General features: G+C 64.5%; 13 protein-coding genes. 11 read left to right on the forward strand and 2 right to left on the reverse strand.

The genetic code is table 11. The annotated features are described in order from the left end of the window. The first annotated feature begins 40 nt into the window (after positions 1 to 40). The 9 genes from rfbB (at position 41) to dctM (ending at position 10,273) form a co-directional block, all read left to right on the forward strand. Positions 41 to 1,111 carry a dTDP-glucose 4,6-dehydratase gene (rfbB, locus tag UIB01_RS21265; protein ID WP_038665005.1) on the forward strand — a complete coding sequence of 357 codons (1,071 nt, stop codon included), beginning with the start codon at positions 41 to 43 and terminating at the stop codon, positions 1,109 to 1,111. After that, positions 1,108 to 1,980 (forward strand): glucose-1-phosphate thymidylyltransferase RfbA, encoded by an 873-nt coding sequence (gene rfbA, locus UIB01_RS21270; RefSeq protein ID WP_038665008.1) that lies wholly within the window; start codon positions 1,108 to 1,110, stop codon positions 1,978 to 1,980. Before rfbB ends, rfbA begins: the two co-directional genes overlap by 4 nt. Continuing rightward, the gene (rfbC, locus tag UIB01_RS21275; protein WP_038665011.1) at positions 1,977 to 2,522 is read left to right on the forward strand and encodes a dTDP-4-dehydrorhamnose 3,5-epimerase; all 546 of its coding nucleotides are present in this window, start codon (positions 1,977 to 1,979) and stop codon (positions 2,520 to 2,522) included. The genes rfbA and rfbC overlap by 4 nt, the downstream gene beginning before the upstream one ends. Continuing rightward, positions 2,519 to 3,433, forward strand: a complete 915-nt coding sequence (rfbD, locus tag UIB01_RS21280; protein WP_038665015.1) for a dTDP-4-dehydrorhamnose reductase — start codon at positions 2,519 to 2,521, stop codon at positions 3,431 to 3,433. Before rfbC ends, rfbD begins: the two co-directional genes overlap by 4 nt. Before the next feature lie 135 nt (positions 3,434 to 3,568). Further along, positions 3,569 to 5,374, forward strand: coding sequence for a sensor histidine kinase (locus UIB01_RS21285; RefSeq protein ID WP_038665018.1), 1,806 nt, complete (start codon positions 3,569 to 3,571; stop codon positions 5,372 to 5,374). Next, on the forward strand, positions 5,371 to 6,765 hold the full coding sequence (locus tag UIB01_RS21290) for a sigma-54-dependent transcriptional regulator (RefSeq protein ID WP_038665021.1): 1,395 nt from the start codon (positions 5,371 to 5,373) through the stop codon (positions 6,763 to 6,765). Before UIB01_RS21285 ends, UIB01_RS21290 begins: the two co-directional genes overlap by 4 nt. A gap of 344 nt (positions 6,766 to 7,109) precedes the next feature. Continuing rightward, positions 7,110 to 8,105, forward strand: coding sequence for a C4-dicarboxylate TRAP substrate-binding protein DctP (dctP, locus tag UIB01_RS21295; protein WP_038665025.1), 996 nt, complete (start codon positions 7,110 to 7,112; stop codon positions 8,103 to 8,105). A 261-nt stretch (positions 8,106 to 8,366) separates the two neighbouring features. Further along, positions 8,367 to 8,993, forward strand: a complete 627-nt coding sequence (locus UIB01_RS21300; protein WP_038665029.1) for a TRAP transporter small permease — start codon at positions 8,367 to 8,369, stop codon at positions 8,991 to 8,993. Further along, the gene (dctM, locus tag UIB01_RS21305; RefSeq protein ID WP_038665032.1) at positions 8,993 to 10,273 is read left to right on the forward strand and encodes a C4-dicarboxylate TRAP transporter large permease protein DctM; all 1,281 of its coding nucleotides are present in this window, start codon (positions 8,993 to 8,995) and stop codon (positions 10,271 to 10,273) included. Before UIB01_RS21300 ends, dctM begins: the two co-directional genes overlap by 1 nt. 67 nt (positions 10,274 to 10,340) lie before the next feature. Here dctM and UIB01_RS21310 read toward each other — a convergent pair whose 3' ends face one another. After that, positions 10,341 to 10,949 (reverse strand): 2OG-Fe(II) oxygenase, encoded by a 609-nt coding sequence (locus UIB01_RS21310; RefSeq protein WP_038665035.1) that lies wholly within the window; start codon positions 10,947 to 10,949, stop codon positions 10,341 to 10,343. A 154-nt stretch (positions 10,950 to 11,103) separates the two neighbouring features. Here UIB01_RS21310 and UIB01_RS21315 point away from each other — a divergent pair, with 154 nt between their 5' ends. Continuing rightward, positions 11,104 to 11,868: a hypothetical protein gene (locus UIB01_RS21315; protein WP_038665038.1), complete on the forward strand. Its 765-nt coding sequence runs from the start codon at positions 11,104 to 11,106 to the stop codon at positions 11,866 to 11,868. A gap of 6 nt (positions 11,869 to 11,874) precedes the next feature. Here UIB01_RS21315 and bipL read toward each other — a convergent pair whose 3' ends face one another. Continuing rightward, positions 11,875 to 12,813: a phospholipase BipL gene (gene bipL, locus UIB01_RS21320; protein ID WP_038665041.1), complete on the reverse strand. Its 939-nt coding sequence runs from the start codon at positions 12,811 to 12,813 to the stop codon at positions 11,875 to 11,877. A gap of 85 nt (positions 12,814 to 12,898) precedes the next feature. Here bipL and UIB01_RS21325 point away from each other — a divergent pair, with 85 nt between their 5' ends. Continuing rightward, positions 12,899 to 13,468 carry a DUF6436 domain-containing protein gene (locus UIB01_RS21325; RefSeq protein WP_038665044.1) on the forward strand — a complete coding sequence of 190 codons (570 nt, stop codon included), beginning with the start codon at positions 12,899 to 12,901 and terminating at the stop codon, positions 13,466 to 13,468. Positions 13,469 to 13,612 lie beyond the last annotated feature (144 nt).

Raw genomic sequence — 13,612 nt, forward strand, 5'->3', positions numbered from 1 at the left:
AGCCTGACGCTCGACAGCGCGCCAAGGAAGCCCAATCATTATGCGCATTCTCGTTACCGGCGGGGCCGGATTCATCGGCTCCGCAGTGATCCGCCATCTCATTCTCGATACCGAGCACAGCGTGCTCAACCTGGACAAGCTGACCTATGCCGGCAACCTGGAGTCGCTGGCAGCCGTGGAAGACAACCCGCGCTATCAGTTCCTCCAGGCCGACATCGCCGATCGTGAGCGGGTCAGCGAGGCGCTGCTGGACTTCCAGCCGGACGCCATCATGCATCTGGCCGCCGAATCCCACGTCGACCGTTCCATCGACGGCCCGGCGGAGTTCATCCAGACCAACATCGTCGGCACCTACCAGCTGCTGGAGGCCACCCGCGCCTACTGGCAGAGCCTGCCGACCGAACGCCGCGAGGCCTTCCGCTTCCACCACATCTCCACCGATGAGGTCTATGGCGACCTGCATGGCGTCGATGACCTGTTTACCGAGACCACACCCTACGCGCCCAGCTCGCCCTACTCGGCCAGCAAGGCTTCGTCGGACCACCTGGTTCGCGCCTGGCAACGCACCTACGGGTTACCGGTGCTGATCACCAACTGCTCGAACAACTACGGCCCGTATCACTTCCCCGAGAAGCTGATCCCGCTGGTGATCCTCAACGCGCTGGATGGCAAGCCGCTGCCAGTGTACGGCGACGGTTCGCAGATTCGCGACTGGCTGTTCGTCGAAGACCATGCCCGCGCGCTGTTCAAGGTGGTCAGCGAAGGCGTGGTTGGCGAGACGTACAACATCGGCGGCCACAACGAGCAGAAGAACATCGAGGTGGTGCGCGGCATCTGCGCGCTGCTGGAAGAGCTAGCGCCGAGCAAGCCGGCCGGGCTCGCCCGCTATGAAGACCTGATCACCTTCGTCAAGGACCGCCCAGGCCATGACCTGCGCTACGCCATCGACGCCAGCAAGATCGAGCGTGAGCTCGGCTGGGTGCCACAGGAAACCTTCCAGACCGGCCTGCGCAAGACCGTGCAGTGGTATCTGGACAACCTCGAATGGTGCCGTCGCGTTCAGGACGGCAGCTATCAACGCGAGCGCCTTGGCGCACTGGAGAACGCATGAAAGGAATCATCCTCGCCGGAGGCTCCGGCACCCGTCTGCACCCCATCACCCTTGGCGTATCCAAGCAGCTCTTGCCGATCTACGACAAGCCGATGGCCTACTACCCGATTTCGGTGCTGATGCTCGCCGGCATCCGCGACATTTTGGTCATTTCCACGCCGCAGGATCTGCCGCAGTACAAGAACCTGCTGGGTGACGGTAGCCAGTTCGGTGTCAACTTCAGCTATGCCGAGCAGCCCTCGCCGGATGGCCTGGCCCAGGCGTTCCTGATCGGTGAAGAATTCATCGGTGACGACTCGGTGTGTTTGATCCTCGGCGACAACATCTTCCATGGCCAGCACTTCACCGAGAAGCTGCAGCGCGCCGCGGCCCAGCCGAGCGGCGCCACCGTGTTCGGCTACTGGGTCAAGGACCCGGAGCGCTTCGGCGTGATCGACTTCGACGAGACCGGCAAGGCGCTGTCCATCGAGGAAAAGCCGAAGAAGCCCAAGTCCAGCTACGCGGTGACCGGCCTGTACTTCTACGACAACGACGTGATCGAGATCGCCAAGTCGATCAAGCCATCGCCACGCGGCGAGCTGGAGATCACCGACGTCAACATGGCCTACCTCGAGCGCGGCGATCTCAACGTCGAGCGCTTCGGCCGTGGCTTCGCCTGGCTGGATACCGGCACCCACGACAGCCTGCTGGAGGCCTCGCAGTACGTGCAGACCATCGAGCACCGCCAGGGCCTGAAGGTTGCCTGCCTGGAGGAGATCGCCTACCAGAACAAGTGGATCGACCGCGAGCAGCTGCTGCGCCGCGCCGATGCCCTGGGCAAGACCGGCTACGGCCAGTACCTGTTCAAACTGGCCGGTGAAGACGCATGAAGATCATCGAAACCAGCATTCCCGACGTACTGATCATCGAGCCCAAGGTCTTCGGCGACGAACGCGGTTTCTTCTACGAGAGCTTCAACGCGGCCGCCTTCGAGGCGGCCACGGGGCTCAAGCGCCAGTTCGTCCAGGACAACCACTCCAAGTCCCAGCGTGGCGTGCTGCGCGGCCTGCATTACCAGATCCAGCAGCCGCAGGGGAAACTGGTGCGCGTGGTGGCCGGCGAGGTATTCGACGTCGCTGTCGACCTGCGCAAAAGCTCGCCCAGCTTCGGCCGCTGGTTCGGCACGCACCTGAGTGCACAGAACCAACGCCAGCTGTGGATTCCCGAAGGGTTCGCGCATGGTTTCGTGGTGCTCAGCGAAAGTGCCGAGTTCCTCTACAAGACCACTGACTACTACGCGCCGGAGCACGAGCGCAGCCTGTTGTGGAACGATCCGGAGCTCGGCATCGAGTGGCCGTTCGACGAACCGCCACAACTGTCCGCCAAGGACCAGGCTGGCAAGCGCCTCAGCGACGCGGAGCTGTTTCCATGAAGATCCTGATCACCGGCAGCCAGGGGCAGCTCGCCCGCGAACTGCAGCTGGAGCTGGCGGGCGCCGGCAAGCTGCTGGCGCTCGGGCACAACGCCTTGAATCTCGCTGATCCGGACCAGATCCGCGAACAGGTGCGCCTGGTGCGGCCGGACCTGATCATCAACGCGGCGGCCTACACCGCCGTCGACCCGGCAGAAACTCATCGTGAGCTGGCCTTTGCGGTCAATGCGCGCGGGCCCGGAGTGCTCGCTGAAGAAGCCGCGCGCCTGGGCGTGCCGCTGATCCACTATTCCACCGACTACGTGTTCGACGGCCGCAAGGGCGAACCCTATACCGAAGCGGACGTGCCACAGCCGCTGAGCGTATACGGCGCCAGCAAGCTGGCCGGAGAACAGGCGATTCAGGCGGTCGGAGGGGAATACCTGATCCTGCGGACCAGCTGGGTCTATTCACAGCACGGCAAGAATTTCCTGCTGACCATGCAGCGTCTGCTGCAGGAGCGCGATGCGCTTTCGGTGGTCAGCGACGAGATCGGTGCGCCGACCTGGGCCGCCACCATCGCTCGTACCACGGCCGAGATGGTGCGCAAGCGCAGCACAGGCGAAGCAGGCCCGAGCGGCCTGTATCACCTCACCGCCAGCGGCGAGACATCCTGGTATGGCTTCGCCTGCAGCATCGCCGAGAAGTTGCGCCAGCAGGGCCGTCTACGCGCCAAGATCACGCCGATCCTGTCAAAGGACTACCCCACCGCGGCGCAGCGCCCGCTCAACTCCCGTCTCAACTGCGCACGCCTGCAGAGCGACTGGGGCATCCGCCTACCGGATTGGGAAACTGCGATGCATGACTGCCTTGCCCAGTCGCAGGACTTCGGCATTATTACCCCCCCACAGGCCGCCGCAGCCGGTCGCTGAGCCCGCATGGCGGCTTGGCGGCGGCAATCTGTCAGCTGTCGTTCGGCCCACCCGCTACGGAGCCGGCTCGATCATCGACGCTGAACGCCGGCACGCTGTGCGTGCATAATGCGCCGGACACCCAGGCGCCCACGCATGACCGCACTGCATCCTCCCCGTCGCCCTCGCTGGCGCAACCTCGCCCTTTTGGCCTTGCTGCTGGCGCCCTTGCTCTGGCCGCTGCAACAGCTCGCCGAGCGCTACTACCGCAATGAACTGACCGAACAGAACCGACAGACCCTCGACCTCTACGTGGCCAACCTGCTCGGCACACTGAATCGCTATGAAGTGCTACCGCGCATTCTCGGCGACCTGCCGGCGCTGCGCACCGTGCTGCAGGCTGACTCACCCGCGGTGCGTGACAACGCCAACCGTCTGCTCAAGCGCCTGCGCAACCAGACCGGCGCCGACGTGATCTACCTCATGGGAACGGACGGCAACACCCTCGCCGCTTCCAACTGGGACGAGGAAGACAGCTTCGTCGACCGCAACTTCGCCTTCCGCCCGTATTTTCGCCAGGCCATGGAAGGGCGCCTCGGCCGCTTCTTCGGCCTCGGCACCACCTCCGGCAAGCGCGGCTACTACTTCGGCGCGGCGGTGCGCGACGGCGACCAGGTCCTCGGCGTGCTGGTGGTCAAGGTCGACCTCGACCACACCGAAACGCTCTGGGGCAGCACACCCGAGCAGCTGCTGGTGACCGACAACTTCGGTGTGGTCATCCTCACCTCGCGGCCGGAATGGCGTTTTCGCGCGACCCGCGGGCTGGGCGTCGACGAACGTGAGCAGATCGCCGTCGATCAGCCCTATCCGACCCTGTATCCGCAGGATCTGACGCTGAACATCGATGCCTGGCTGATCCAGAGCCGGGAGCTCAAGGAGACCGGCTGGACGGTGCGCATCCTCGCGCCAATAAACCTGATCGAGCGACCGGTACGCACCGTGGTCGCCATCGGCGCGGCCACGCTGCTGGCGCTATTGCTCTGGATTGGCCTGCTGATGCAGCGCCGTCGCCATTTCCTCGAGCGGCTCGCCCTCGATACCCAGGCGCGCCAGCAGCTGGAACAGCGCGTGCTGGAGCGCACCCGTGATCTGGAGGCGCTGAACAGTCGGCTCAAGGTAGAAGTGCTCGAGCGCGAACACGCCCAGCAGGAACTGGTGCGCGCCCAGGACGAGCTGCTGCAGGCCGGCAAGCTATCGGCCCTGGGCACCATGTCGGCGAGCATCAGCCACGAACTCAACCAGCCGCTGGCAGCCATTCGCAGCTATGCCGATAACGCCGGGGTGCTGCTCGACCAGCAGCGCAACGCCGAAGCACGCGACAACCTGCGACTGATCAGCGAACTGACCGCCCGCATGGCCTCGATCATCGCCCACCTGCGCGCCTTCGCCCGGCGCGATCAGCACGCACCGGAACGGGTCGCGCTGCAACCGGCGCTGGACGACGCCCTAGCTCTGCTCGCCAAGCGCCGCCAGGCCATGGGCGTCGAGCTGATTCGCGATCTGCCGGAGGCCACCCTCTGGGTCCAGGCAGGCGAGACGCGGCTGCGGCAGATCCTTGCCAATCTGCTGGCCAATGCCCTTGATGCACTGGCCGAACGGCCGCAACCTCGGCGCATCTGGCTGCGCGCGGAGCAGCAGGGCGATGGCGTGTTGCTCAGCTTGCGCGACAACGGCCCCGGCTTCAGCGAGGAAGCGCTGCAGCGTGCCCGCGAGCCATTCTTCACCACCAAGACCAGCGCCCAGGGCCTGGGCCTTGGGCTGGCAATTTGCGATACCCTCACCCGCGCCCTCGGCGGTGAGCTGCGCATGAGCAATCATCCCGAGGGTGGCGCACAACTTGGCCTGTTTCTGCGCTGCGCCGAACCTGGCGTCGCCTTCCCCACCGAGGACCACTTTCAATGAGCAGTGACCAGCCGATCAGCGCCCAGGCGCAGGTGCTGCTGATCGACGACGATCCGCATCTGCGTCAGGCCCTGAGCCAGACCCTCGACCTCGCCGGCCTCCAGGTGGTCAGCCTGGGCGATGCCCGCGAGCTGGCCGCGCGGCTGCCGGCGGACTGGCCGGGCGTGGTGGTCAGCGACATTCGCATGCCGGGGATCGACGGCCTGGAGCTGCTGCAGCAATTGCGCAGCCGCGACGGCGAGCTGCCGGTGATCCTGATCACCGGGCATGGCGACATCCAGCTGGCGGTACAGGCCATGCGCGCCGGCGCTTACGATTTCCTGGAAAAGCCCTTCGCCAGCGAAGCGCTGCTCGACAGCGTGCGGCGTGCCCTGGCACTGCGCCAGCTGGTGTTGGACAACCGCTCGCTGCGCCTGGCCCTGGCGGACCGCCAGCAGCTTTCGGCGCGCCTGCTCGGCCAATCCAAGGCGATGTTGCGTTTGCGCGAACAGATCGGCGCGCTGGCCGGCACCCAGGCCGATGTACTGATCCTCGGCGAGACCGGCGCCGGCAAGGAGGTGGTCGCCCGTGCCTTACATGACCTGTCCAGCCGGCGTAACGGGCCCTTCGTCGCAATCAACGCCGGGGCGCTGGCCGAATCGGTGGTGGAAAGCGAGCTGTTCGGTCATGAGCCGGGTGCATTCACCGGCGCGCAGAAGCGGCGGATCGGCAAGTTCGAGTTCGCCAATGGCGGCACGCTGTTTCTCGACGAAATCGAGAGCATGAGCCTGGATGTCCAGGTCAAGCTGCTGCGGCTGCTGCAGGAACGGGTGGTCGAGCGGCTCGGCGGCAACCAGTCGATCGCGCTGGATATCCGCGTCATCGCCGCGACCAAGGAGGATTTGCGCGTAGCCGCCGACCAAGGCCGCTTCCGTGCCGACCTGTATTACCGGCTCAACGTCGCACCGCTGCGGATTCCGTCGCTGCGCGAGCGCAACGAGGACATCCTGCTGTTGTTCCAGCATTTCGCCGAAGCCGCTGCCCAGCGCCACGGCCTGCCGGTTCGCGAACTGCAGCCCGAGCAGCGCGCTGCATTGCTGCGTCACGCTTGGCCGGGCAACGTGCGCGAGCTGCAGAACACCGCCGAGCGCTTCGCCCTGGGCCTCGGCCTGGGGCTCGATCAGTCGGCGGGCGAACCGGCTGTCGGCATCGCCGGCGCTGGCAACCTCAGCGAGCAGGTCGAGGCTTTCGAGCGCGCATTGATCGCCGCCGAACTGAGCCGACCGCACGGTTCGCTGCGCAGCGTCGCCGAGGCGCTGGGTCTGCCACGCAAGACGCTGCACGACAAGCTGCGCAAGCATGGCCTGAGTTTCACCGATGCTGGCGGAAGCCCGCCCGATGAAAGCGAATAGATGGCGGAAAACCGCCATCACCGCCGCCCGCTTGCGCTGCGCCAGTCAGCAATGACCGTCGTAAGGCCGCGGCCCTAGCGAGTACCGATAATCCCGCGCAAAGGTGCGACTTAGACGCGCTTGCGGGCAATTGGCCATTCAAACCTTCATCTATTGCTGGGTAAACTCGCTGCCCACAGGCGGCTCTGCCAGCTATTGGCACAGGCATTGCTCCTGAAACTCAATGAACCGGCCGGATCGAGTAGCGATAGAGCATCGCACCCAGGCCTGAGCGCCTAGACTTGCCCTGCTGGTTACTGCCGGGATGCCCTGCGGCTTCCCACCCACAACAAGAGGAAACATCAATGTTCAAACTGACTGCCAAGGCGCTGGCATGCGCCCTGTCGCTGAGCATCGCTGGTCTGGCCAATGCGGCTGACCCGATCACCATCAAGTTCTCCCACGTCGTCGCCGAGAACACGCCGAAAGGCCAGGGCGCGCTGATGTTCAAGAAACTGGTGGAAGAGCGTCTGGCCGGCAAGGTCGAGGTACAGGTTTACCCGAACTCCTCGCTGTTCGGTGATGGCAAGGAAATGGAAGCCCTGCTGCTGGGCGACGTTCAGCTGATCGCGCCGTCGCTGGCCAAGTTCGAACACTACTCCAAGGGCGTTCAGGTCTTCGACCTGCCGTTCCTGTTCGACGATATCGCGGCAGTCGACCGCTTCCAGAAAGGCGAGGCCGGCCAGAGCCTGCTGCGCTCCATGGAAGACAAGAACATCACCGGCCTGGGCTACTGGCACAACGGCATGAAGCAGCTGTCGGCCAACAAGCCGCTGCGCGAGCCGAAGGATGCCCGTGGTCTGAAGTTCCGCGTACAGGCTTCCGCCGTACTGGACGAGCAGTTCAAGGCCGTGCGCGCCAACCCGCGCAAGATGAGCTTCGCCGAGGTCTACCAGGGCCTGCAGACTGGCGTGGTGAATGGTGCCGAGAACCCCTACTCGAACATCTACTCGCAGAAGATGCACGAAGTGCAGAAGTACATCACCGAGTCCAACCACGGTCTGCTGGACTACATGGTGATCACCAACACCAAGTTCTGGAACGGTCTGCCGGCTGACGTACGCGGCGAGCTGGAAAGCATCCTGGACGAAGTGACCGTCGCGGTGAACAAGCAGGCTGACGAGCTGAACCAGGCCGACAAGCAGCGCATCGTCGATGCTGGCACCACCGAGATCATCAACCTGACTCCGGAGCAGCGCGAAATGTGGCGCGAAGCCATGAAGCCGGTCTGGAAGAAGTTCGAAGGCGAGATCGGTGCTGATCTGATCAAGGCTGCCGAAGCAGCCAACCAGGCTAACTAAGCCTTGCCGAGGGGCGGGTACTCCCGCCCCTTTGCTGCACCACCCGAAACACTCGACAGCTCAGTGAAAAAACATAGCAGCTGACGAAGGCGAAGCCCGCACCAAGGGCAGACAGGCCTGGCCAAGGTGATCCCCCGGCTACGCCGCTTCGACAGTGACAACAAGAGTTTTTCATTGCTCTGTCCCCAGCCTGCCCCGGCTGGTTCACGGCGCACCTCGTGCTGCCTTCGCACAACAGCAGTCCATCGGGAGATGTCATCCATGAACGCCCTCTGGCGCGTCTGGGACCACTTCGAGGAAGGTTTCATCGCCTTTCTGTTGGCCGCCATGACACTGGTGACCTTCGTCTACGTGATCCTCAACAACCTCTACACGCTCTTCTACGACCTGGGCGACCGGTTCGAAGGCAGCGCCGACTTCTGGTTCGCCATCGGTGATTTCATCATCGGGCTGGCCCAGGCCATGACCTGGAGCACCGCGCTGACCAAGGCGCTGTTCGCCTGGCTGATTTTCTCCGGCCTCGCCTATGGCGTGCGCACTGCCGGCCACATCGGTGTCGATGCGCTGGTCAAGCTGGCACCGCGGCATATCCAGCGCGTCATCGGCATCATCGCCTGCCTGTTCTGCCTGGGTTACGCCGGCCTGCTGACGGTGGCCAGCTTCGAATGGATCCAGACCCTGTTCATCGCCAACATCGGTGCGGAAGACCTGGGCCATATCGGCATCAAGCAGTGGCATATCGGCATGATCGTGCCATTCGGCTTCGCCATGGTGTTCATCCGTTTCGCCGAAATCTTCGTGCGCATCCTGCGCAACGAGCAGACCGGACTCGGCCTCGCCGATGAAGCGGCCGAAGCGGCCAAGCTCGGCGAAGAGGAGCCCAAGTAATGACCATTCTGTTCCTGTTCCTCGCCCTGTTCGCGCTGATGTTCATCGGTGTGCCGGTGGCCGTATCCCTTGGCCTCGCCGGCTCGCTGACCATTATGATTTTCAGCCAGGACTCGGTGCGTTCGCTGGCGATCAAGCTGTTCGAGACCTCCGAGCACTACACCCTGCTGGCGATCCCGTTCTTCCTGCTCGCCGGTGCCTTCATGACCACCGGTGGCGTGGCCCGTCGCCTCATCGACTTCGCCAACGCCTGCGTCGGCCACATCCGTGGCGGCCTGGCAATCGGCGCGGTGCTGGCCTGCATGCTGTTCGCCGCACTGTCCGGTTCATCGCCGGCTACCGTGGCTGCCGTAGGCTCCATCGCCATCGCCGGCATGGTGCGCTCCGGCTACCCGCAGGCATTCGGCGCCGGCATCGTCTGTAACGCCGGTACGCTGGGCATCCTGATCCCGCCGTCGGTGGTCATGGTGGTCTACGCCGCCGCTACCGAAACCTCGGTTGGCAAGCTGTTCATGGCCGGTGTCATCCCCGGCCTCATGCTCGGCCTGGGCCTGATGGTTGCGATCTACATCATCGCGATCAAGAAGAACCTCCCGGCACTGCCGCGCGCCACCTTCCGCGAGTGGCTCTCCGCCGCGCGCAAGGCGGTCTGGGGCCTGCTGCTGATGGTGATCATCCTCGGCGGCATCTACTCCGGCATGTTCACACCGACCGAAGCCGCCGCGGTGGCCGCGGTGTACTCGGCCTTCGTCGCGCTGTTCGTCTACAAAGACCTGCGCATCCGCGACTGCCCGAAGGTGCTGCTGGAGTCCGGCAAGCTGTCGATCATGCTGATGTTCATCATCGCCAACGCCATGCTCTTCGCCCACGTGCTGACCACCGAGCAGATTCCACAGGCGATCACCGCATGGGTCATCGAGGCCGGCTTGCAACCGTGGATGTTCCTGCTGGTGGTGAACATCGTGCTGCTGATCGCCGGTGCCTTCATGGAGCCTTCGGCGATCATCCTGATTCTCGCGCCGATCCTCTTCCCGATCGCCATCCAGCTGGGTATCGACCCGATCCACCTGGGCATCATCATGGTGGTCAACATGGAGATCGGATTGATCACGCCACCGGTGGGCCTGAACCTGTTCGTCGCCTCGGCGGTAACGGGCATGCCGGTGACGCAGGTGATCCGCGCCGTGATGCCGTGGCTGGCGCTGCTGCTGAGCTTCCTGATGATCATCACCTACGTGCCGTCGATTTCCCTGGCACTGCCGAACTGGCTGGGCATGTAGCCCGTAGCGCTTACTTCCCTTTAGCCCGGCCTGCGCCGGGCTTTTTTTCGCCTGAAGAACAGGTTCGTCAGAGGGCGAGTACGTCCGCCGGGCGGCGACGGAACCAGCCGGTCAGCGACAGGCGATCGGCCTGGGTGACCAGCACTTCATGGGGAAAATGGCCGGAGAGAAATACCACCAGGTTGCCGGCCAGCGGCGGCACGTCGAGCTGCGAGCCGTCGGGCATGTGCATGCGCAGCTCACCGGCATGGGCGGGCTGCCAGTCCGGGTTCAGGTAGAGCACCGCGGTCACCGAACGGCTGTCGTCATCACGAAAGCGATCCAGGTGGGTCTGGTAGAAAGCCCCGGGTGGATAGAAGGCGAAATGGCACTCGAATTCTTCCAGGCCGAGAAACAGCTCGCGGTTGAGCGCTTGGCGCAGTTCGTCCATCAGCCCGAGGTATTGGTCGCAGACCGCCGCCTGGCCCGGCTCCAGCCACTGGATATGATCACTGCGAATACCTTCACGCACCGCCTGTGCCTCGCCACGGCCTACCCCTGCAGGCGCCAGCGCGCCCTCGGCCTCGCGCCTGCGGCACTCGTCGGCCAGCTTGTGGGTCACATCACTGGGAAGAAAAGAACTCTGCAGCGACCAGCCGCGCTCGGCCAGGTCGTCGATGATCGAAGAGAACTGCAAGGAAGTGACTCCGAAGGGATACCGCAGGAGTCTAGGGTCTGTTACGACCCCGCCACAAGCACCGTCGCTGCGCCAGATGGCTGCAGCACTCGCGCGCCTCGACAAGCATGCGCCGGGGCACGGAAAATGAACCGCCCGCCAGACAGGAGCTTCCATGCGCGCCCTTTTAACCTGTGTACTGCTGACCTTCAGCTTCGCCAGCTTCGCCGACACTCATCAAGAACTCTACGAAACCGCCGGCTGGACCGAGCAGCGGGCCAATTTCGCCGATGCACTGAGCGCCGCCCAGCAGCGTTACAAGGACACCCTGCCGCCTGCGGTATTCCAGGCGCTGGTGACCAACAGCAACCGCCGTTTCGCCTCCCATGCCATCGACCAGCGCGCGCAACGGGCGTTGCGGGAACATCTTCCAGAACCGCAAGCGGCGCTGGAATTCTTCCAATCGACCCTGGGCCGCAAGATCGTCTCTGCCGAAGTGCTGGCCGCGCGGCGCGAGCAACTGGCTCAGCATAGCAACGGGCTGCCGCGGGTCGAAGCCGGCAGCAATCGGCAGTTGCTGATCCGCCATCTGGCCACGGCCATTCCTGCCAGCGAGGCGGGCGCAGAAGTCAGCCTGGCGCTCGCCGGTGTCGCTGCCGACAGCCTGAGTCAGATGATTCCCGGCCTGCTCGGCGGCAATCAGGCGCAAAACCTCCTGAGCAGTCAGCGCAAGCGGATGATCGAGCAGATCGAAGCCGATCTCGACAACACGCTGCTGTACGTCTATCGCGACCTGTCCGACGCCGAGCTGGAGGAGTACGTGCAATTCGCCCAGTCCGACACGGGCAAGGCCTATTACCAGGCCGCGCTGCAGGCGCTGCGGGCCGGGCTGGCAGTGGGCATGAGCGGCGCCGATCTGGAGCCGCAGCAGGGCATCTGAGCGGCGTTACTTAAGCCGCTCGCGCAGGAAGTCGAAGTAGGCGCGGCGCAGCTCCTCGCGTTCGTTCACCAGATGATGGCGTGCCTCGGGCAGGCGCAGGACCTCCGCGCCAGCGAACTTGCGCTCGAGGATCGGCAGGTTGTACTGCCAGTCCACCGTCATGTCCGACTCGCCCTGGATGATCAGCGGCGAGTGCGTGCTGCCTGCTGCCCCTTCGATACGCGGGATCCAGCGTGACAGGGCGCCGACCCACGCCGTGGGCAGGATGTCCGGCTGCAGCGGGTCCTGGCTCTGGACGAATTCCAGAAAGCGCGGATCGCCGGAATTCTCGCTGAACGTGCGCGGTATCTGCTGCACGAAACGCCGCAACAACTCGTAGCTGATGCGCGAGCGCAACCAGGCACGCGGGCGAATCAATGGCGCCAGCAGGATGGTACGGCCCAGATCCGGATTGTCGGCCTGGTGCAGCAGATGATCCAGCGCGATGGCACCGCCGGTGCTCTGGCCGAGCAGATGCCAGGGACGTGGCAGATCGAGCTGACGCGCCTGCTCGAACAGCCCGCTGAGCACCGCCTGATATTCATCGAACTCGTTGATGCTCGCCCGCGGACCGCTGGACAGGCCATGGCCGGGCAGGTCGCAGGCGAGCACGGCGAAGCCCATCTCAAGTCCCCAGTTGACCACATGGCGGTACAGGCCCATGTGATCGTAGTAGCCGTGCAGGATCAGCAGGCTGGCATGGGGCTGTTCGGGCCACCAGGCCTGAGCGACCACGTCGTAATCGTGCACGCGAAAACGCCCCAGCCGGCGCTGCACATTGCGCCGATGTGGCATGTCCAGGCCGTAATAGGCCTGGTAGTGCAACGTTTCGGCGGAGGCGCCAGCCGCATCCGCCAGGGCAGGCAGGCTGTTGCGCAGACGATCGGGCTGGATACGCGAAGGCATGGGCTTTCTTTGAACGGTTGGGACTCGGGATATTCAGCTCTGGGCCGCGTCATGGCAAGCTTGCGCACCCACATCGGAGCCAGCCATGAGTGCCCGTCGCAAATACCTGATCGCCGCCCTGATCGCCCTGCTCTGGGGCGGCGCCATGCTGGCCGCGTTCTGGTGGTTCGAAGCGCGCTACCTGCGCACCTTCGACGGCGAGCGTGCCGAGCTGTTCTCCGGCGACGCGTTGCGCCTGCCGGCCGAACTGCAGGGGCCAGGGCCGGTGCGCTTCGTGCACTTCTGGGATCCGGGTTGCCCATGCAACGTCGGCAATCAACAGCACCTTGAGGAATTGCTCAAACGCTTCGCCGGGCAGCCCGTCGAGTTCTATGAAGTGCGCAAGGCCGGCAGCAAAGGCCGGCTACCCGCGCCGCTGGCTTCGCTGAAGCCACTGAGCGAGCTGCCCGGTGCCGAGCAATTGCCGGCGAGCCCCGCCGTGGGCATCTGGGACCAGAACGGCGAACTGGTCTATATCGGCCCGTACAGCGAGGGCGCGGTGTGCAGCTCGGACAACAGCTTCGTCGAGCCGATCCTCGATGCGGTGCTCGCCGGGCGCAAGGTCCGCGCCACCCACTCGCTGGCGGTGGCCTGTTTCTGCGACTGGCAACAGTAAAGTACGGCCCACAAAGTTGATCGTGCTCAGACGCATCTGCTGACACCCGGAGTCCTCTCGCGGTGCTCTGCATCGCCGGGCGGGAATCGTTGCTGCGAACAGAAAACCGAGCCATGAAGGCGGACTCGAGGACGGAGAAGGCCC

The sequence above is a fragment of the Stutzerimonas decontaminans genome (assembly GCF_000661915.1).
Taxonomy (GTDB): Bacteria; Pseudomonadota; Gammaproteobacteria; order Pseudomonadales; family Pseudomonadaceae; genus Stutzerimonas; species Stutzerimonas decontaminans.